This is a genomic window from Paraburkholderia sp. BCC1886 (assembly GCF_900996245.1).
Taxonomy (GTDB): Bacteria; Pseudomonadota; Gammaproteobacteria; order Burkholderiales; family Burkholderiaceae; genus Paraburkholderia.
Genome location: NZ_CAAJGK010000063.1, coordinates 406,631 through 426,747, shown reverse-complemented (window position 1 = coordinate 426,747; position 20,117 = coordinate 406,631). Strand labels below are relative to the sequence as shown.

Annotated in this window: 21 protein-coding genes; 17 read left to right on the top strand and 4 right to left on the bottom strand. The window is 64.3% G+C overall.

The genetic code is table 11. The annotated features are described in order from the left end of the window. Positions 1 to 57: 57 nt before the first annotated feature. The 16 genes from FQ746_RS35315 (at position 58) to pyrF (ending at position 14,861) form a co-directional block, all read left to right on the top strand. The gene (locus FQ746_RS35315) at positions 58 to 432 is read left to right on the top strand and encodes an ESPR-type extended signal peptide-containing protein (RefSeq protein WP_313955579.1); all 375 of its coding nucleotides are present in this window, start codon (positions 58 to 60) and stop codon (positions 430 to 432) included. Next, complete coding sequence (locus tag FQ746_RS35310; RefSeq protein ID WP_260854145.1) at positions 380 to 580, top strand: filamentous hemagglutinin N-terminal domain-containing protein; 201 nt, start codon at positions 380 to 382, stop codon at positions 578 to 580. Before FQ746_RS35315 ends, FQ746_RS35310 begins: the two co-directional genes overlap by 53 nt. Further along, positions 577 to 1,872: a hypothetical protein gene (locus FQ746_RS24180; protein WP_260854144.1), complete on the top strand. Its 1,296-nt coding sequence runs from the start codon at positions 577 to 579 to the stop codon at positions 1,870 to 1,872. The genes FQ746_RS35310 and FQ746_RS24180 overlap by 4 nt, the downstream gene beginning before the upstream one ends. Continuing rightward, entirely contained in the window at positions 1,808 to 2,506 is a 699-nt protein-coding gene (locus FQ746_RS34870) for a hypothetical protein (protein WP_186310825.1), read from the top strand. The genes FQ746_RS24180 and FQ746_RS34870 overlap by 65 nt, the downstream gene beginning before the upstream one ends. After that, positions 2,506 to 2,706, top strand: coding sequence for a CPCC family cysteine-rich protein (locus FQ746_RS24170; protein WP_144112139.1), 201 nt, complete (start codon positions 2,506 to 2,508; stop codon positions 2,704 to 2,706). The genes FQ746_RS34870 and FQ746_RS24170 overlap by 1 nt, the downstream gene beginning before the upstream one ends. Positions 2,707 to 3,467: 761 nt before the next feature. Beyond that, complete coding sequence (locus tag FQ746_RS24160; RefSeq protein WP_144112138.1) at positions 3,468 to 4,496, top strand: IclR family transcriptional regulator; 1,029 nt, start codon at positions 3,468 to 3,470, stop codon at positions 4,494 to 4,496. Continuing rightward, entirely contained in the window at positions 4,493 to 5,608 is a 1,116-nt protein-coding gene (locus tag FQ746_RS24155; RefSeq protein ID WP_144112137.1) for a 2-dehydro-3-deoxygalactonokinase, read from the top strand. Before FQ746_RS24160 ends, FQ746_RS24155 begins: the two co-directional genes overlap by 4 nt. 9 nt (positions 5,609 to 5,617) lie before the next feature. Then, positions 5,618 to 6,298: a 2-dehydro-3-deoxy-6-phosphogalactonate aldolase gene (locus tag FQ746_RS24150; protein WP_144112136.1), complete on the top strand. Its 681-nt coding sequence runs from the start codon at positions 5,618 to 5,620 to the stop codon at positions 6,296 to 6,298. Next, a complete protein-coding gene (locus tag FQ746_RS24145) occupies positions 6,295 to 7,074 on the top strand; it encodes an SDR family oxidoreductase (protein ID WP_144112135.1) in 780 nt (259 codons plus the stop codon). Before FQ746_RS24150 ends, FQ746_RS24145 begins: the two co-directional genes overlap by 4 nt. Before the next feature lie 123 nt (positions 7,075 to 7,197). Then, positions 7,198 to 8,199 carry an arabinose ABC transporter substrate-binding protein gene (locus tag FQ746_RS24140; protein ID WP_144112134.1) on the top strand — a complete coding sequence of 334 codons (1,002 nt, stop codon included), beginning with the start codon at positions 7,198 to 7,200 and terminating at the stop codon, positions 8,197 to 8,199. A gap of 107 nt (positions 8,200 to 8,306) precedes the next feature. After that, positions 8,307 to 9,851 carry an L-arabinose ABC transporter ATP-binding protein AraG gene (araG, locus tag FQ746_RS24135; RefSeq protein ID WP_144112133.1) on the top strand — a complete coding sequence of 515 codons (1,545 nt, stop codon included), beginning with the start codon at positions 8,307 to 8,309 and terminating at the stop codon, positions 9,849 to 9,851. A 54-nt stretch (positions 9,852 to 9,905) separates the two neighbouring features. Continuing rightward, positions 9,906 to 10,922, top strand: coding sequence for an L-arabinose ABC transporter permease AraH (gene araH / locus FQ746_RS24130; protein ID WP_144112132.1), 1,017 nt, complete (start codon positions 9,906 to 9,908; stop codon positions 10,920 to 10,922). Between the two features lie 63 nt (positions 10,923 to 10,985). Beyond that, the gene (locus FQ746_RS24125) at positions 10,986 to 11,786 is read left to right on the top strand and encodes an SDR family NAD(P)-dependent oxidoreductase (RefSeq protein WP_144112131.1); all 801 of its coding nucleotides are present in this window, start codon (positions 10,986 to 10,988) and stop codon (positions 11,784 to 11,786) included. After that, complete coding sequence (locus FQ746_RS24120) at positions 11,786 to 12,727, top strand: SMP-30/gluconolactonase/LRE family protein (RefSeq protein ID WP_260854151.1); 942 nt, start codon at positions 11,786 to 11,788, stop codon at positions 12,725 to 12,727. Before FQ746_RS24125 ends, FQ746_RS24120 begins: the two co-directional genes overlap by 1 nt. Positions 12,728 to 12,833: 106 nt before the next feature. Then, positions 12,834 to 13,904, top strand: a complete 1,071-nt coding sequence (locus FQ746_RS24115; protein WP_144112130.1) for an aldose 1-epimerase — start codon at positions 12,834 to 12,836, stop codon at positions 13,902 to 13,904. A gap of 141 nt (positions 13,905 to 14,045) precedes the next feature. Continuing rightward, entirely contained in the window at positions 14,046 to 14,861 is an 816-nt protein-coding gene (gene pyrF, locus FQ746_RS24110) for an orotidine-5'-phosphate decarboxylase (RefSeq protein WP_144112129.1), read from the top strand. Positions 14,862 to 14,880: 19 nt separating this feature from the next. Here the strand turns inward: pyrF and FQ746_RS24105 are convergent, their stop codons facing one another. From FQ746_RS24105 to thiL, 4 genes are all read right to left on the bottom strand, one after another. After that, positions 14,881 to 15,423 (bottom strand): cupin domain-containing protein, encoded by a 543-nt coding sequence (locus FQ746_RS24105; RefSeq protein WP_144112128.1) that lies wholly within the window; start codon positions 15,421 to 15,423, stop codon positions 14,881 to 14,883. A 2-nt stretch (positions 15,424 to 15,425) separates the two neighbouring features. After that, positions 15,426 to 15,926: a CinA family protein gene (locus tag FQ746_RS24100; RefSeq protein ID WP_144112127.1), complete on the bottom strand. Its 501-nt coding sequence runs from the start codon at positions 15,924 to 15,926 to the stop codon at positions 15,426 to 15,428. An 83-nt stretch (positions 15,927 to 16,009) separates the two neighbouring features. Beyond that, positions 16,010 to 16,558 (bottom strand): phosphatidylglycerophosphatase A, encoded by a 549-nt coding sequence (locus tag FQ746_RS24095; RefSeq protein ID WP_186310824.1) that lies wholly within the window; start codon positions 16,556 to 16,558, stop codon positions 16,010 to 16,012. Then, positions 16,551 to 17,546, bottom strand: coding sequence for a thiamine-phosphate kinase (gene thiL / locus FQ746_RS24090; protein WP_144112126.1), 996 nt, complete (start codon positions 17,544 to 17,546; stop codon positions 16,551 to 16,553). Before thiL ends, FQ746_RS24095 begins: the two co-directional genes overlap by 8 nt. Positions 17,547 to 17,797: 251 nt before the next feature. Between thiL and FQ746_RS24085 the strand changes: the two genes are divergently transcribed. Next, positions 17,798 to 20,092 (top strand): NADP-dependent malic enzyme, encoded by a 2,295-nt coding sequence (locus FQ746_RS24085; protein ID WP_144112125.1) that lies wholly within the window; start codon positions 17,798 to 17,800, stop codon positions 20,090 to 20,092. Positions 20,093 to 20,117 lie beyond the last annotated feature (25 nt).

Below are 20,117 nucleotides of genomic sequence, written 5' to 3'. Positions count from 1 at the left end.
CGGTTGGAGTCGTTCGGTAGGTTATGGGTTGTTTATCAATCCGTGACAGACAAGAAGATGAATCGGGACGCGTTCAGGCTGGTGTTCAGCCGACTGAGAGGAATGCTGGTTGCCGTTGAGGAGTCGGCGACGGCGGCGGGTGGGAGTGGTGGGAGCAGGCGCTCGCGGCGGGGTGTCCTGGTCGCGTCTCTTGTGGGTATTGTGCTGGGCGGCGCGGCTCCCGGTGTTTCCGTTGCCCAGATCGTGCCGGGTGGTGAGCATGCGCCTTCGGTCGTTCAGACACGTAATGGGCTGCCGCAGGTGGATATCAACCGGCCTTCGGGGGCGGGTGTTTCGGTTAATACGTATGGGCAGTTCGATGTGCCCCCGCGTGGGGGTCGTGCTGAACAATTCGCCGGTGATTGTGCAGACGCAGCAGGCTGGATTGATTAACGGGAATCCGAATCTGGGTGCTGGTCAGGCGGCGCGGGTGATTGTTAATCAGGTTAGTAGCCGTGCGGCGAGTCAGATCAATGGGCAGGTTGAAGTTGCTGGTCAGCGGGCCGAGGTGGTGATCGCCAATGGGTCTGAATCAGTGTGAACGGTGGTGGGTTCATCAACACCTCGCGCGCGATCCTGACGACGGGGACGCCGAACTATGCGGCCGATGGGGCTGTTGCCAGCTTTGATGTAAGAGGCGGGAGCATCGATGTTCAGGGTGCGGGACTCGATGGAGGTGCGACTGGTCAGATCGATCTGCTCTCGCGTGTCATGCACGCGAACGCGGCGATTCATGCGAAGAACCTGAATGTTATCGCGGGGGCTAACCGGGTCGGGCATGACGCGCTCGATGCGACGGCCATCGCCGGTGAAGGCCTGACTCCGTATATCTCCATCGACGTCAGCCAGATCGGCGGGATGTACGCGAACAGCATCGTGCTGGTGGGCACCGAAGCAGGTGTGGGTGTTTCCAGCAAAGGCGTGCTGGCGGCGCAGGCGGGTGACTTCACGGTGACCGCGGAGGGCAGGCTCATCCTCACCGGACAGACGGAGGCGAGTGGGGACATCAGGCTCTCCGGGCGCGATGGTGTCGGGAACAGCGGGACGGTCTACGCGCAACGGGATGTGACGGTGGCCTCGGCCGGTGCGCTGACGAATAGTGGCGTGGTGGCGGCTGAGCGGGACGTGACGGTTAAAGCCGCCAGCATTGCTTCAGATGGGACGCTTGGCGCCGGGATCAACGGCGACGGTTCGGTGGCGCAGGCGGGTGAACTGCGGCTCGATGCGACGGGTGCGCTGACGGCGACGGGGCGCAATGTGGCGGGTGGTAGTGCGACGATTCAGGGAGCATCGGTCAATCTCTCGGGTAGCAGGACGTCGGCGAATGGCGACCTCAGGCTGACGGCAACGGCTGGCGATCTTGCGGCCTCGAACGCCACGATCGTCGCAGGAAGAGCGCTGGATGTACGCGCTGCCGGGATGCTGCTCAACGATCGGGGCATGCTGTCCTCTGGTGGTCCGCTGACTATCAATGCGCGAACCGGTGACGGCGGCGCGAACTACAGCACCCACGGCAACACGTCGGGCAGGAACACTGGCGGTGGTTCGCCGATGCCCGGTCAGGACGATCACGGGAGCGATGGCGCAATCACACATAGCGGCATCAGCGCAGGCACGATCAGCGTGACCGATCCGGCGATTCAATTACAGGACATCGCAAGCCTGAACCGTGACACGTCGAACACGAACGGCACGATCACCACACTACCCGACGTGAACCGCCTTCTCGATCAACAGGCCGACAGGATGTCAGCTTCAGGCGCTGCAGGTGAAGCAGTCTCCCGACGCATTCACGGCGAGCAATGCGGACCTCTACAATCGAAGCACAAGTAACGGGGACGGCCAGGGCAGCACGGCGAATTCGGCGCTTGGCTGGATTGGCGATCAACTCGCGAGCGCGGGACGTGGCGCGGAGAACCTGGCGAACCAGTTCGCGGCGTTGGTGATTGCGAACGGCCCGCAGGGGCCGTATGTTGATCCAGGCGATCTGAATGGGCCAGGTGGCAACTCGAAGCCACCGGCGGCCGGTGGTTCGGCAGCGCTTGTTCCGGTATGTGCCGTGCCGCCGATGTGTGCTGCCGTGCCGGTTGTAACGCCGGGAACGCCGGGGTACGTGCCGAGCGGTACGACGCTTAACAGTCGGAACGGCGACGGCGGCAGCATTGGAGATGAAGCGAGTACTTTCTGGTCCTCTACAAAAGACAAGACGCCGGCTGAAAATGCCTACGGCCATTCAACGAAGCACGGCGATGAGTTCCCGCAATATCAGAACTCAGTGCAATATGTTCAAGCAGCGCAGGATTTTGTGGAAAACCCGCCGGATGGAACATTGACCAAGACGCGACCAAACGGCGATACGCTGTATTACGATCCGGCGACAAACACGTTTGCGTCAAAAACCAAAGATGGTGCTCCGAAAACAATGTTTAAGCCGTCCGCTGGAATGGAATATTGGAATAGACAGTGATGCCAAAAGACCTTTTTCCGTGCCCCTGCTGTAATAGCTTGACCCTTGGCGGTCGTGGGGACTATGAAATTTGTGAGGTGTGTGGCTGGGAGGATGACCCCGTACAGTCAGACGATCCAACGTTTGCAGGTGGAGCGAACCGACGCAGTTTAAATGAGTCGCGCTCGGCTTGGCAGGCAAAAAAGGATAGAGCACCGTAACAGCAAACCCGGCCGCAGCCGTAATGCCGCTCAGTTAAGCGACTGAACGGCATTTTTGTTGGTGGCGCAAATTGGTGGTAGACATGGCGCAGGGGTGTTAACTTTCTTCAGCCATGCTGATCGATGATTTACGCCCACTTGTCGAATCACAGCCGCGCTCGAATGGGGGCGGCTGGGCGGCATCTGCCGTACGAATGGATCGAGTCTGCGGTGCAGGCGAACGGAAGTGCCAGTGTTCGTCGGCGTCGTCTGAGCGTGCAATACATCGAGATTGGCGTCAACCACACCAACTCCTTATCTGAGTTATTTGCGGTTAGCGGGCCGTGAGTGTTTGCAGCATTCACGGCCTGTGTCTCTTCAAAGGTCTGCTCACGAGCCCGGTCATCGGCGAACGCTTGACTAGGCCGTCCATTACGACGATCAGCGCCTGCTGATCCTCATCGGATAACCACCAACCCCACGGCGAATCAAAAAACCCAACCAAACACTCTTACACCGTCAATTCCCACTATCTGACCAACCAATTCACATATTGGAGATCCCAACAAAACCCCACTACAATCCCCAAACCGCGCACCGCAGGAAAAAAACCATCCGCGAGTAGCGCCAGCAAAAAAACTGGAGACGAGACACCATGCCAACGCCAGAACGCCCCTTTCGCGAGCGCCGCGCCGCGCTAACCCCAAGCGCACTGCGCCACCAGCGCCCCTTCCGCGTCGCGCTGTAAGCGCAAAAAGCCACCTCACACAAAGCGAATCGCCATGAACAAAGCGATGCCAACTCACGCCTCGTCGGCAGCCGTCTCGGACGAAGTCTCAGAAGCCGTCTCAGAAGCAGCGCCCGACACCATCCCGACATCCACCCCCACGTCCACCGCCGACCCCGCGCACCGCACCAACCCGCGACCGGCCATCCCGACGTCGAAACCCCCGCGCGCCAGCGCGCCCCCCGTGCTCAACGAAATCGCACTGCCCAGCACGCTGCTCGATATCACCCCGCAACAAGCCGGCACGCAAACCCTGCTGCGCGGCCTCGCGATTCTCGAAGCCGCCGCCGCCGGCGTGCGCGACCTGCGGACTTTCGGCGCGGCCCTCGGCACGACTCGCAGCACCACGCACCGGCTGGTGAGCAGCCTCGTCCAGGCGCGCTACCTTCGCCAGGTGCAAGGCGGCTATCTGCTCGGCCCGAAGCTGATCGAACTCGGCACCATCGCGCTCGAACAGATGCCGCTCACCGCCGTCGCGCGCCAACACCTCGAATCGCTCGCGGAACAGACGCTCGACACGATCCACCTCGGCGTGCGCGACGGCGACGACGTGCTCTACATCGACAAGATCCCCGGCACGCGCGGCCTGGAAATGCGCTCGCGGGTCGGTCACCGGATGCCGCTGGCATCCACCGGTATCGGCAAGGCCATGATGCTCGACCTCACGCCGGATACCTGGCTGTCGCTGTTCGAAGCCTCCCGCCGCGCGCTCGCGGGCGTCAGCTTCAAACCGGACAACCGCCCGGATCAGCAAACCTTCATGCAGCGCATGACCAGCTACGCGGCCGGCGGCTACACGTTCGACCTCGAGGAAAACGAAGCGGCGATCCGCTGCGTCGCCGCCCCGGTCCGCGATGCGTCCGGCGCAGTAGTGGCGGCGCTGTCGGTGGCGAGCACGATTCCCTACATGTCGCTCGAACGCATGGACGAACTCATTCCCGTCGTGCAACGCGAAGCGCGGGCAATTTCGGAAGAACTCGGCTGGCGTGCTCCGCAGCCCGCAACCCGCAGGATCAAACGATGACGCAAGCGGGTTCCGCCACGCCAGCCGCCAACCAGCCTTATACGGCCACCGCGGCCAGGGCAGTCGACGCAGCCGGCGCCACCGGCGCCAGCCTCGAGCACGCCGCGTTGCTGGCGCTCGACTGGGGCACGACTTCGCTGCGCGCCTATCTCTACGACGCAGCCGGCAACGTGCTCGCGACGCGCGCGTCCACGGCCGGCATCATGAATCTGCCGCGCAGCGCCGAACAGGGCGGCTTCGACGCGGCCTTCGACGACGCCTGCGGCCCGTGGCTCGAAGCCGTCCCCGGTATTCCGGCGATCGCAGCCGGCATGGTCGGCAGCGCGCAAGGATGGCTCGAAGCGCCCTATGTCGAAACGCCGGCCAGCGCCGATGCGCTCGTGGCCGGCATCGTCCGCGTGCAGACGGCGAGCGGCGCGACGCTGCATATCGTGCCCGGCGTGTTGCAACGCGGCGAGTTGCCCAACGTCATGCGCGGCGAAGAAACGCAGATCTTCGGTGCGCTCGGCCAGGACGCGAACACCGCGGACAGTGGCAAGCGCTCGCTGATCGGCCTGCCCGGCACGCACGCAAAATGGGCGGTGGTGCAGGCACAGCGGATCGAACGCTTTCACACCTTCATGACCGGCGAAGTGTTCGCAGCGTTGCGCGAACACACCATCCTCGGTCGCACGATGCTCACGCCGGAAAGCCCGGATAACGAAGCGTTCCTGCGCGGCGTGAACATCGCGCGGGAGAAAGGCGAGGCGGGCGTGCTCGCCACGATCTTCAGCGCCCGCTCGCTCGGCCTGACCGGACAACTGTCGCGTGAGCAGCAACCCGATTACCTGTCCGGTCTGCTGATCGGCCATGAACTCGCGGGGCTCGAAGCCGTCCTCGCGCAGCAGCAGGATTCGCTAGCGGCACAAAGCCCGCGGCTGATCGGCAACGACGCATTGTGCGAACGCTACCGCCTCGCGCTCGCGCGATTCGGCTGCACGCGCGCCGAACTCGTCAGGAACGCAACCGAACGCGGACTGTGGCGCGTCGCCACCCAGGCGGGGCTCGTGCAACCGCAGGTGAAATCCGGCGCGCAGCAAACCGACGCGCCGCCCGCGCCGCTCACGAAATAAGGAAACGCCATGCAACCTCATATCAATCTGCCCGCTCCCTACATGCCGCACGCAGGCCTGATCGCGGCCTTCGAAGCGTGTCCGTTGATCGCGATCATGCGCGGCGTGACGCCCGCCGATGCCGCCGAACACGGTCAAGCCCTGTACGAAGCGGGCTTTCGCATCGTCGAAGTGCCGCTGAATTCGCCGCAGCCGTTCGACAGCATCGCGGCCATCCGCAAGGTCTTGCCGGCCGATGCGATCGTCGGCGCGGGCACGGTGCTGCATCCGAGTTTCATCGACGACGTGAAGTCCGCCGGCGGCGAACTGATCGTGATGCCGCATAGCGATCCGGACGTGGTGCGCGCCGCGAAAGCGCAAGGCCTGGCCTGCGCGCCCGGCGTGGCGACGCCGACAGAAGCCTTCGTCGCGCTGAAGAACGGCGCGGACGTGCTGAAGATGTTCCCCGCCGAACAACTCGGCAGCCACGTGGTGAAAGCCTGGCGCGCGGTGATCGCGGCGCAGGTGCCGCTGGTGCCGGTCGGCGGCATTACGCCGGACAACATGGGCCCGTTCCTGAGCGCCGGCGCCAATGGTTTCGGTCTCGGCTCGGCGTTGTACAAGCCGGGGCAGAGCGCGGCGGTGACGGCTTCGCACGCGAAGGCGTACATCAACGGTTTGCGCATCGCGCGGGCAGGCGCGAAGAAATGACGCGGCTCGCGGGCAAAACCGCTCTTGTCACCGGCGCCGGTCGCGGCATTGGCGCGGCCATCGCGCTGGCGTTCGCACGCGAAGGCGCGGCGGTCGTGCTGGCGGAACTGGACATCGACACCGCGGAGCAGACCGCGCAACGCATCGCCACCGAAACCGGCGCGCGCGTGCTGGCCGTGCGCACCGACGTCACGCAGTCGGCGTCGATGCAGCACGCAGTGAGCGAAGCGCAACGCGCGTTCGACGCGCCGCTCGACGTGCTGGTGAACAACGCGGGCATCAACGTGTTCTGCGATCCGCTGACGATGACCGACGACGACTGGCGGCGCTGTTTCGCGGTCGATCTCGACGGCGTCTGGAACGGTTGCCGCGCGGTGCTGCCGGGCATGGTGGAGCGCGGCGCGGGCAGCATCGTGAATATCGCATCGACGCATTCGTTCAAGATCATTCCCGGGTGCTTTCCGTATCCGGTCGCGAAGCACGGCGTGATCGGCTTGACGCGCGCGCTCGGTATCGAATACGCGCCGCGCAACGTGCGGGTCAACGCGATCGCGCCGGGCTACATCGAAACGCAGTTGACGCACGACTGGTGGAACGAGCAGGCCGACCCGGTCGCCGCGCAACAGGCGACGCTCGATCTGCAGCCGATGAAACGCATCGGCCGCCCGGAAGAAGTGGCGATGACGGCGGTGTTTCTCGCCTCGGACGAAGCGCCGTTCATCAACGCGAGTTGCATCACCGTGGATGGCGGCCGCTCGGCGCTGTATCACGACTAGCAGAACACGCGAGCAAAGATTCAGCAGGATGCTTCACCGGACGACGCGCTGGCCGCGTGCGTCGCCACCGGAAAAAAACGCGGCCGATACCTTCTCGTTATCAATAGTCAGGAGACACGCATCATGAAACGTAGAATTTTCCTCACGCTCGCAGCAGCGGCGACTGGCGTGCTGTTCAACGCACCGGTCGCGCAAGCCGCGGATTCGGTCAAGATCGGCTTCCTCGTCAAGCAGCCTGAAGAACCGTGGTTCCAGGACGAATGGAAGTTCGCCGAAATGGCCGCGAAAGAAAAGGGCTTCACGCTGGTGAAGATCGGTGCGCCGTCCGGTGAAAAGGTGATGAGCGCGATCGACAACCTGTCGGCCCAGAAAGCCCAAGGCTTCGTCATCTGCACGCCCGACGTCAAGCTCGGACCGGGCATCGTCGCCAAGGCGAAGGCCGACGGCCTGAAGATGATGACGGTGGACGATCGACTGGTCGACGGCGCAGGCAAGCCGATCGCATCGGTGCCGCATATGGGCATCTCGGCATACAACATCGGCAAGCAGGTCGGCGACGGTCTGGCCGCGGAAATCAAGAAGCGCGGCTGGGACATGAAGGACGTGGGCGCGATCGACGTGACCTACGAACAACTGCCGACCGCGCATGACCGCACCAGCGGCGCGACCGATGCGCTGGTCGCCGCGGGCTTCCCGAAGGCGAACATCGTGATGGCGCCGCAAGCGAAGACCGACACGGAAAACGCGTTCAACGCCGCCAACATCGCGCTGACCAAGAATCCGAACTACAAGCACTGGGTGGCTTACGCGCTGAACGACGAAGGCGTGCTCGGCGCCGTGCGCGCAGCGGAAGGCCGCGGCTTCAAGGCGGACAACATGATCGGTATCGGTATCGGCGGTTCGGATTCGGCCTTGAACGAGTTCAAGAAGCCGACCCCGACAGGCTTCTACGGCACGGTCATCATCAGCCCGAAACGCCATGGCGAAGAAACCTCGGAACTGATGTACACGTGGATCACGCAAGGCAAGGCACCGCCGCCGCTGACGCTGACGACCGGCATGCTGGCCACGCGCGACAACGTCGCCGACGTGCGCGAAAAGATGGGCCTGGCTTCAGCCAAGTAAGCCGGGTTTGATCGCGGGAAGAAAGCAGTAGAGACAAACCGTGCTGCCGGCTCGTGCCTGCAGCGAGCCATCCGGCAGCACGGTTCTTACGAAGCAAAGGAGGCGAAGTGTCAGCGACGCTACGTTTTGACAATATCGGTAAAGTCTTTCCAGGCGTGCGCGCGCTCGACGGTGTGTCCTTCGACGTCAACGTCGGCCAGGTGCACGGCCTGATGGGCGAAAACGGCGCGGGGAAATCCACCCTGCTCAAGATTCTCGGCGGTGAATATCAGCCGGACTCGGGCCGCGTGATGATCGACGGCAACGAGGTGCGCTTTACGAGCGCGGCGTCGTCCATCGGCGCAGGCATCGCGGTGATTCACCAGGAATTGCAGTACGTGCCCGATCTCACGGTCGCGGAAAACCTGCTGCTCGGCCAGCTGCCGAACTCGCTCGGCTGGGTCAACAAGCGCGAAGCGAAGCGCTTCGTGCGCGAACGCCTCGAAGCGATGGGCGTCGGGCTCGACCCGAGCGCGAAGCTGCGCAAGCTCTCCATCGCCCAGCGGCAGATGGTGGAAATCTGCAAGGCGCTGCTGCGTAATGCGCGCGTGATCGCGCTCGACGAGCCGACCAGTTCGCTGTCGCATCGCGAGACGGAAGTGCTGTTCAAGCTGGTGCGCGATCTGCGTGCGGACAACCGCGCGATGATCTACATCTCGCACCGCATGGACGAAATCTACGAACTGTGCGACGCCTGCACGATTTTCCGCGACGGTCGCAAGATTGCGTCGCACGAGACGCTCGAAGGCGTGTCGCGCGACACCATCGTCAGCGAAATGGTCGGGCGCGAGATTGCCGATATCTACAACTATTCGACGCGCCCGCTCGGTGAAGTGCGCTTCGCGGCGAAGGCGATCGAAGGTCATGCGCTCGCACAACCGGCCAGCTTCGAAGTGCGGCGCGGCGAGATCGTCGGCTTCTTCGGACTCGTGGGCGCGGGCCGCAGCGAACTGATGCACCTCGTCTATGGCGCGGATCGCAAGAAGGGCGGCGAACTGCTGCTCGACGGCAAGCCGATCAAGGTGCGCAGCGCGGGCGAAGCGATTCGGCACGGCATCGTGCTGTGCCCGGAAGACCGCAAGGAAGAGGGCATCGTCGCGATGGCGACGGTGTCGGAGAACATCAACATCAGTTGCCGGCGCCACTATCTGCGCGCGGGCATTTTTCTGGATCGCAAGAAGGAAGCGGCCACGGCCGACCGCTTCATCAAGCTGCTGAAGATCAAGACGCCGAGCCGTCGCCAGAAAATCCGTTTCCTGTCGGGCGGCAATCAGCAGAAGGCGATTCTGTCGCGCTGGCTCGCCGAGCCGGATCTGAAAGTGGTGATTCTCGACGAGCCGACGCGCGGGATCGACGTCGGCGCGAAGCACGAAATCTACAACGTGATCTATCAACTGGCCGAGCGAGGCTGCGCGATCGTGATGATTTCGTCGGAGTTGCCGGAAGTGCTCGGCGTGTCCGACCGGATCGTCGTGATGCGGCAAGGCCGTATTTCCGGCGAGCTGACGCGCAAGGATGCGACCGAACAGAGCGTGTTGAGCCTCGCGTTGCCGCAAAGCTCGACCGCGCTGCCCGACGCGGTCATGAATGCCGCCGCCAGCCAGGCGGCCTGAACCTAATCAGGACGAAAGTCCCGCAACCCGTGGGGAACGGGAGGAGTGTCGAACATGCAAGCCAGAGAAAACCTCGCGCAACAGGCCGCTAAAAGCGCGGCCGATGCGCTGATTCCGCAGACGAACGACAAAGCCAAATGGTGGCAGCAGATCACGGAGTACAGCCTGATCGTGATCTTCGTGGTGATGTTCGCCACCATGTCGCTGACCGTCGATCACTTCTTTTCGATCGAGAACATGCTGGGCCTCGCGCTGTCGATCTCGCAGATCGGCATGGTCGCCTGCACGATGATGTTCTGTCTCGCGTCGCGCGACTTCGACCTGTCCGTGGGGTCGACGGTCGCGTTCGCCGGTGTGTTGTGCGCGATGGTGCTCAACGCGACCGGTAATACGTTTATCGCGATCATCGCGGCCGTCGCGGCGGGTGCGGTGATCGGCTTCGTGAACGGCGCGGTGATCGCCTATCTGCGCATCAACGCGCTGATCACGACGCTCGCGACGATGGAAATCGTTCGCGGGCTCGGCTTCATCGTCTCGCACGGGCAGGCGGTCGGCGTGTCGTCGGACACCTTCATCGCGCTGGGCGGTCTCGCGTTCTTCGGCGTGTCGCTGCCGATCTGGGTCACGTTGCTGTGCTTCATCGTGTTCGGCGTGATGCTGAATCAGACGGTGTACGGCCGCAATACGCTCGCGATCGGCGGTAATCCGGAAGCGTCGCGGCTCGCCGGTATCAACGTGGAACGCACGCGCGTCTACATCTTCCTGATTCAGGGCGCAGTGACCGCGCTCGCCGGTGTGATCCTGGCGTCGCGTATTACGTCGGGTCAGCCGAATGCGGCGGAAGGTTTCGAGCTGAACGTCATCTCGGCGTGCGTGCTGGGCGGCGTGTCGCTGCTCGGCGGCCGCGCGACGATCTCGGGCGTCGTGATCGGCGTGCTGATCATGGGCACGGTCGAAAACGTGATGAACCTGTTGAATATCGACGCGTTCTACCAGTACCTCGTGCGCGGCGCGATCCTGCTGGCGGCCGTGCTGCTCGACCAGTTGAAGAACCGCGGTTCGCGCGACTAAGGGCTTTTCGCCCGAGCCCCCGAATCCGTCACCGATCTACTTCGCTTTTTAAGGAATCGCACGATGTCGTCTCCGGCTAATGCAAACGAACGTCTCGCGACCACGAAGTTTGCAAGTTATCCCAGTCTCATAGACCGCACGGTGTTGATCACGGGCGGTGCGACCGGCATCGGCGCGTCGTTCGTCGAGCATTTCGCGGCGCAAGGCTCGCGGGTCGCGTTCTTCGATATCGACGCGTCGGCGGGTGAGGCGCTCGCCGATCAGCTCGGCGACTCGAAGCACAAACCGCTGTTTCTGCCCTGCGATCTGACCGACGTCGACGCGCTGCAAAAAGCCATCGCCGACGTGAAGGCTGCGCTCGGCCCGATCCAGGTGCTGGTGAACAACGCGGCCAACGACAAGCGTCACCAGATTGGCGACGTGACGCGCGAGTCGTTCGACGCGGGCATCGCCGTGAATATCCGTCATCAGTTCTTCGCCGCGCAGGCGGTGATGGACGACATGAAGGCGGCGAAGAGCGGCTCGATCATCAACCTCGGCTCGATCAGCTGGATGCTGAAGAACGGCGGCTATCCGGTCTACGTGATGTGCAAGGCGGCCGTGCAAGGTTTGACGCGCGGGCTCGCGCGCGATCTCGGCCACTTCGATATCCGCGTGAATACGCTGGTGCCGGGCTGGGTGATGACCGACAAGCAGAAACGCCTGTGGCTCGACGACGCAGGGCGCCGCTCGATCAAGGAAGGGCAGTGTATCGACGCGGAACTGGAACCCGCCGATCTCGCGCGCATGGCGCTGTTCCTCGCCGCGGACGATAGCCGCATGATCACCGCGCAAGACCTGGTGGTGGACGGAGGCTGGGCGTGATCGCGAACGAACCGTCCGGTCTGCCCGTGCCGTCGCCGGTGGCGCCGTCCGCGCAACGCGCGGCGCTGCTGCTGGATTCGACCTCCACGCTGGCTGAAGGCGCCACGTGGTGCGCGCGCTCGGGCCGCTTCTACTGGACGGATATCGAAGGCCAGAAGTTGTGGCGTCACGATCCGGCCGACGGTAGCACCTCGTTGTGGCGCCTGCCCGAGCGGCTCGCTACGTTCGCGCTGTGCGCGAACGCGCGTTACCTGTTGCTGGGTCTCGCAACGCATCTCGCGTTCTTCGATCTGGAGACGGGCACGCTGCAACGTATCGTCGATGTCGAGCCGGGCCTCGACACGCGCGTGAACGACGGCCGTTGCGACCGTCAGGGACGCTTCGTGTTCGGCACCAAAGACGAAGCGTCGCCGGTGCGGACGATCGGCGGCTTCTACCGTCTCAATCACGACCTGTCGCTCGAACGCCTGCCGCTGCCGGCGCCGTCCATCTCGAACAGCATCGCGTTCAGCCCGGACGGCGCGACGATGTATTACTGCGATTCGCCGAGCCGCGAAATCCGCGTGTGCGACTATCGCGCGGACGGCTCGATCGGCAACGATCGCGTGTTCACGTTGTTGACGGATGCCGACGGCGAGCCGGACGGCTCGACCGTCGATAGCGAAGGCGGCCTGTGGAATGCGCAGTGGGGCGGCCGGCGCGTCGTGCGTTATGGCGTCGACGGCGTGGAGTCGGAGCGCGTCGACGTGCCGACCGCGCAGCCGAGCTGTGTCGCGTTCGGCGGCGCGTCGGGCAGCTTCGACACGCTGTACATCACGAGCGCGCGCATCGGGATCGAACCCGACGCGCTCGCCGACGACGCTCACGCCGGCGGCGTGTTCGTCGCGACGCCGGCCCGGCGCGGCTTGCCTGAGCCGGTGTTTCAGGGCGCGCCTGCATAGGCTGGCCGCGCCGTTTGGATTCCGAGGCGATCGATGCAAAAGAGTCGCCCAACAACAACCGTCGGCAGTGTGACGGAACGTCTTACGCCTCTCGATGGAGTCAGCCATGACTGTTGCGAATTCTGCTTCCGCGTCGTCTCAAAACACGCCGGCCGCCCGCAGCCGGCGCGCGCGGCTCGCCGCTGCGGCGAATCCGGTGCTGCCGGGGCCGAGCACGTCGGCGGTGGCGGTCGGTGAAACCAGCGGCGGCGAGGTCGCCTGCATCACGCTTGCCAACGCGCACTTGCGACTCGACGTGGCGCCGACGCTCGGCGGCGGTGTCACGCGTTTCGACTGGCGCAACGACGGCGCACTCACGCCGATTTTCCGGCGCTGCCGCCAGGTGGATTCGACGACGCAGCCGAACCAGCTGGCCTGCTATCCGCTGCTGCCGTATTCGAACCGGATTGGCGGTGGGCAATTCACGGTGGCGGGACGACGCATCGAGGTCGCGCGCAATCGCTCCGACGAGCCGCTGCCGATTCACGGCGACGGCTGGCAGTCCGTGTGGCAGGTGGCGGAGTCGGATCGTGAAAACGTGCGCCTGACGCTCGACCGGCGTGACGGCAAGCCGTACGCGTTTCGCGCGAGCCAGACCTATACGCTGAGCGGGCCGACGCTCGTCATCACGCTCGAAATCGAGAACGTGGGACGCGATGCGCTGCCATTCGGCCTGGGCGTGCATCCGTTTTTCGTACGCGACGCCGATACCGAACTCTCGGCGGCAGCGGGCGGCTTGTGGCTGGCGGGCGACGACTGGTTGCCCGTGCGCCATGTACCGGCGCCGCCGGCCTGGCAATTCGGCGTGGCGTATCCGCTGCCGGCGACCATCGTCAATCACGCGTTTACCGGGTGGAGCGGTCAGGCGGCGGTGGTGTGGCCGAAGCGGCGTCTATCGTTGAACATTGCCGCCGACACCGATTACTACGTGCTCTACACGCCGCCTCGCGAAGACTTCTTCTGCTTCGAACCGGTCGATCATCCGATCAACGCGATGAATCTGGCCGGCGGCGCGGGCGAAAACGGCATGACCCTGCTGGCGCGCGGCGAGCGGCTCACGCGTACGTTCCGCTTTACGGTGGAACGCACGGGATTGCGTTCGATGCCGGGCGCGCGCGCATCGCGGCGGCGGCAGTAAGCGGCGCCCGGCGGCTTCCGGTGGCTTCCGGGTGCTTCCGGTTGCTTCCGGCCTCGACGGTCCGCCGTCGGCGAGGAGCGGGTCGAGCGGGACGGGTAAAATACGCGCCTCTTCTGTTATCGGCTCGCCGCGAGATTCTCCATGTCCTCTTTCATCCAGACACTCAACGACGCCTGGCAGCGTACCAACTCGCTGCTGTGCGTCGGCCTCGATCCCGAGCCCAGCAAGTTTCCCGGCGCGCTCGCCGGTCGCCCCGACGCGATTTTCGAATTCTGCCGCACGATCGTCGACGCGACGGCGCCGTATGCCTCGTCGTTCAAGCCGCAAATCGCCTACTTCGCCGCTCATCGCGCCGAAGACCAGCTCGAACAACTGATCGCCCACATTCATGACCAGCATCCCGGCCTGCCGGTGATTCTGGATGCGAAACGCGGCGACATCGGCAGCACCGCCGAGCAGTACGCACGCGAGGCGTTCGAGCGCTATCGGGCCGACGCGGTGACGGTGAACCCCTATATGGGCTTCGATTCGATCCAGCCGTATCTGGAGCACGCGGGCAAAGGCGTAATCGTGTTGTGCCGCACGTCGAACCCTGGCGGGTCCGATCTGCAGTTTCTGGAGACGGGCGGCCGGCCGCTGTACCAGGTGGTCGCGCAACTGGCGGCGGAAAAGTGGAACGCCAGCGGTGAACTCTCGCTGGTGGTCGGCGCGACGTTTCCGAAGGAAATCGAAGTGGTGCGGGGGATTGTCGGCGACATGCCGCTGCTGATTCCCGGCATCGGCGCGCAAGGCGGCGACGTGCAGGCGACGGTCAACGCCGGTCGCACCGCAAATGGAACGGGCATGTTGATCAACTCGTCGCGCGCGATCATCTATGCCGGCAAGGGCGACGATTTCGCCGCGGCTGCCGCGCAGGCCGCACTGGACACGCGCGAGCGCATCAACGCGTTCCGTTGAGCAGCGAGACGGGCGTCGTTCAGCCCGCCGGCCCGAGGCGTTCGATGAACGCTGCATGCTGCGGATGCTGCGCCTTCAACGCGGTGACATCCGCAATCTCGAACTCGCTGAATTCGAAGCCCGGCGCCACCGTGCAGCCAACTAGCGCGAAGCTCGCCGGATCGGCGCATTCGGCGGCGAACCATTGGCCCGCCGTCACCACGGCCTGAAATACGGTATCCGGTTGCGTGAGCGCGTTGCCCAAACGATGGGTGAGCAGATTGCCGGCCGCGTCGAGCACGTGCACGAGCAGCGGTTCACCGGCGTAGAAATGCCAGACCTCGTCCGACCGGATTCGATGCCACGCCGAATGTGCGCCGTCGCAGAGCAGGTAGTAAATCGCGGTGGACGCCGAACGTTGGGCGTCTAATTCGCCGTCGCGACGCACTTGCGCCGCCGATCGATACGTCTCGCGGAAAAAGCCGCCTTCGGGATGCGGCTGCAGGTCGAAGCGGCGGATTAGCTCGTCGCGAGCCGTTCCGTCGCCGCGATTGTGGAGGGAAGCGGAGCGGCGCCCGGCCATCTTCAATGCTCGCGTTCGTCAAGCAAGGCCAGCACGCCGCGCAACGCGTGGGCGGCGGCCTGCGTGCGGATCTGCTCGCGGTCACCTTTGAATATTTTCGTTTCGACGGCCGTATGCAGCCGGTTGCTCCACGCGAACGACACCATCCCGACCGGTTTGGTCTCCGTGCCGCCGCCTGGCCCGGCCACGCCGGTAATCGACAGCGACACCTGCGCACGGCTATTGCGCAGCGCGCCTTCGGCCATCGCGCGCGCCACCTGCTCGCTGACCGCGCCGTGTTTGTCGATCAACTCGGCCGGCACGCCGATCATTTCGCACTTCGCCTGATTCGAATAGGTGACGAAGCCGCGCTCGAACCAGCCGCTGCTGCCGGAAATATCGGTGATCGCGGCGGCCACCATGCCGCCCGTGCAAGACTCGGCGGTGGCGAGCATCAGGCGCTCGTCGCGTAGACGGTTGCTCACGCGAATCGCAAGCTGGTGGACCACGGAATCGGTAGGCATGGGTCAATCCGGAGAACGGGAAACCAGGCGCGGGCTGCGACCTGGTGAACAGCGGCGCGCGGAAGCGCAGGGCAGCGCGGCGATCAGACCGACATGCGCCACAGCGCGATCACGAGCAGCGTGAAAAACGCAGCGACCAGGTCGTCGAACATGATGCCGAAGCCGCCTTTCAAACGCCGGTCGAAATAGCCGATCGGCGGCGGTTTCACCATGTCGAAAAAGCGGAACACGATAAAGGCCCAAAGCTGGCCGACCAGCGTGACTGGCGTGACCATCAGCAACACCAGCCAGAACGCGATGATTTCATCCCACACGACCTGCGACGGATCGGCGGTGCCGAGGCGCTTCGCCGTGAAACTGCATACCGCGATGCCGCCAATGAAGCCGACGGCGATCAGCACGCCCCAGTCGATGACCGTCAGATAACGGCTCAGCACGGCGAACGAGACCCAGGCGAACAGCGTGCCGACGGTACCCGGCGCGACCGGCGACAGACCACTGCCGAAGCCTAGCGACAACAGGTGCAGCGGATGCGACAGCATGAAGCGCGCGGTGGCTCGACGTGGGCGCGGCGCATCGGGCGGCGGGCTGCCGAGGAGATCGGCGGCGGGGCCGAGCGGAGAGTCAGTCATGAAAGTGGTCGAAGCCTTGCAACGTCAGGGAGAGCGGCGCGCCGGCGGCATCGCGCCACGCAATGGCCGGGCGGTCGGCCGCCGCTTGAAGTGCGCTTATTGTACCGATGCGGGTGAGCGGAACCTGCACGTCGCGACCGGCCGCTTCGATCAGCGCGCGCCGGGCGACGGGCGCGGTGAAGCAAAGTTCGTAATCGTCGCCACCGGCCAGCGTGCAACGCTGCTGAATTTCCGGCGAGAGGCGGCGTAGAGCGTCGGAGCGTGGAACCGCATCGACATCGACGGTGGCCTGCAGGTTCGAGCGCTCCAGGATGTGCAGCAGGTCGCCGGCCAGCCCGTCGGACAGGTCGAGCGCCGCGTGAGCGATGCCGCGCAGAGCGAGACCGAGCGCAATACGCGGTTCGGGGCGTTCGAGGGCGCGGCTAAACGTCGCAGTGTCGCTGGCATTGGCGGTCCACTCGCTGCGGCGCACGCCGAGGCCCGCGCGCGCATCGCCGAGCGTGCCGGAAATCCAGATGTCGTCGCCGGCCTGCGCCGCATCGCGGCGTAGCGCCGCTTGCGGCGGCACGCTGCCGAACACGGTAATGCACAGGTTCAGCGGGCCGCCGGTCGTATCGCCGCCGATCAGCGTGCAATCGTGGCGCTCGGCTAGCGCGAACAGCCCTTCGCTGAACGCAGCGAGCCACGCTTCGTCCGCCTTCGGCAGGGAAAACGCCAGCGTGAACGCTTGCGGTCGCGCGCCCATGGCGGCTAGATCGGACAGATTGACGGCGAGGGCTTTGTGCCCGAGCGCAGCGGGATCGACATTGGGAAAGAAGTGCCGGCCTTCTACCAGCATGTCCGTCGAAATGGCCAGCATCTCGCCGGATCGCGGCACGAGCAGCGCGCAGTCGTCGCCGATGCCCAGCGAGCCGTCGGCGGCGCTCGATGATCGGGCGGCGGCGCGGCGGGCGAAAAAGCGATCGATCAGCGAGAACTCGGAGAGCATGGAGGCGGTCAACAAGGTAAGTACGGAGAACTGCCGCTAATTAGTTGGAACGTGCCGGTATCGGTTTCGATGGTGTCGGCATCATCGGTGTTTTTCGCAGCGGCCGTAGGTTATCCGGCATGCGGCGCGGCGTAAACTTTCGCCATATTCCAGTCGCGGCAGTTGTACCCGTTTTGAAGGAATTGGCTACGCGATTGGGGCTACAATGCCGTCGAACATCTATTCTAATCTGCCCTTCGAAGCCCGCCTTTATGTCGACTCCCGCCAATAGCAAACTCCGCGAAGCCGCTCTCGATTATCACGAATTCCCGACTCCGGGGAAAATCGCGATCGCCCCGACCAAGCAGATGATCAACCAGCGCGACCTCGCGCTGGCTTACTCGCCCGGCGTCGCGTTCGCTTGCGAAGAAATCGTCGAAAACCCGTTGAACGCCGCGCGCTTCACCGCGCGCAGCAATTTGGTCGGCGTCGTCACGAACGGTACCGCAGTGCTGGGTCTCGGCAACATCGGCCCGCTGGCGTCGAAGCCGGTCATGGAAGGCAAGGCCGTGCTGTTCAAGAAGTTCGCCGGCATCGACGTGTTCGATATCGAGCTGAACGAGTCGGACCCGCACAAGCTGGTCGAGGTGATCGCCGCGCTCGAGCCGACTTTCGGCGGTATCAACCTCGAAGACATCAAGGCGCCGGACTGCTTCATCGTCGAACGCGAATGCCGCAAGCGCATGAAGATTCCGGTTTTCCACGACGACCAGCACGGTACGGCAATTGTCGTGGCCGCCGCCATCACGAATGGTTTGAAGGTGGTCGGTAAGGACATCTCCAAGGTCAAGCTGGTGTCCTCCGGCGCGGGCGCCGCGGCGCTGGCGTGTCTGGATCTGCTGGTCGACATCGGCCTGCCGCTCGAAAACATCACCGTGACCGATCTGGCCGGTGTGGTGTACAAAGGCCGCGTCGAACTGATGGACCCGGACAAGGAACGCTTCGCGCGTGAAACCGACGCCCGTACGCTGGCTGAAGCCATCGGCGGCGCGGATATTTTCCTTGGTTTGTCGGCCGGCGGCGTGCTCAAGCAGGACATGGTCAAGCAGATGGCCGACAAGCCGCTGATTCTGGCGCTGGCCAATCCGACGCCGGAAATCCTGCCGGAACTGGCGCTGGAAGTGCGCCCGGACGCCGTGCTGTGCACGGGCCGCACCGACTATCCGAATCAGGTGAACAACGTTCTCGTGTTTCCGTTCCTGTTCCGCGGCGCGCTCGATGCGGGCGCGACGACAGTGACGCGGGAAATGGAAATCGCGGCGGTCAATGCGATCGCCGAACTGGCGCGTCAGGAGCAGAGCGACATCGTCGCGACGGCTTATGGCATTCAGGACCTGTCGTTCGGTCCGGAATATCTGATTCCCAAGCCGTTCGATCCGCGCCTGATCGTCAAGGTCGCGCCGGCGGTGGCCAAGGCTGCGATGGACTGTGGCGTAGCCGAGCGTCCGATTGAAGACATGGACGCGTACGAACAGCATCTGCAGCAGTTCGTGTATCACAGCGGCACGACCATGAAGCCGATCTTCACGCTGGCGCGCGGTGTCGAGCCGGAGAAGAAGCGCATCGTGTTCGCGGAAGGCGAAGAAGAGCGCGTGCTGCGCGCAATGCAGATCATCGTCGACGAAAAGCTGGCCAAGCCGATCCTGATCGGCCGTCCGGCGGTGATCGAACAGCGGATCGCGCGGTACGGTCTGCGTCTGGTCGCGGGCAAGGACTTCACGGTGGTCAATACCGACCACGACGAGCGCTATCGCGATTTCTGGCAGGAATACTACAAAATGATGTCCCGCAAGGGCATCAGCGCGCAGATGGCCAAGCTGGAAATGCGCCGCCGCACCACGTTGATCGGCGCGATGCTGGTCCAGAAGGGCGAGGCGGACGGTTTGATCTGCGGCACGGTGAGCACGACGCATCGGCATCTGCACTTCATCGACCAGGTCATCGGCAAGAAGGAAGGCTGCAACGTCTACGCCGCGATGAACGGCCTGGTGCTGCCGAACCGCCAGATTTTCCTCGTGGATACGCACGTGAACGTCGACCCGACGCCGGAGCAACTGGCGGAGATCACGATCATGGCCGCCGAAGAGGTGCGTCGTTTCGGCATCGAGCCGAAGGTCGCGCTGCTGTCGCATTCCAACTTCGGCACGAGCAACGCGCCGACTGCGCAGAAGATGCGCGACACGCTGGCCATCCTGCGCGAGCGGGCGCCGGAGCTGCACGTGGACGGCGAAATGCACGGCGACGTCGCACTCGACGCCAACCTGCGCCGCGAAGTGCTGCCAGATTCGACGCTCGAAGGCGACGCCAATCTGCTGGTGCTGCCGAACATCGACGCCGCGAACATTTCCTACAACCTGCTGAAGACGGCGGCTGGCAACAACATCGCCATCGGCCCAATGCTGCTGGGCGCGGCGAAGCCGGTGCACGTGCTGACGGCGTCGGCGACCGTGCGCCGGATCGTCAACATGACGGCGTTGCTGGTCGCCGACGTGATTGCGGCTCGCTAATCCTGTAGGGGCGTGACGCAGGCGC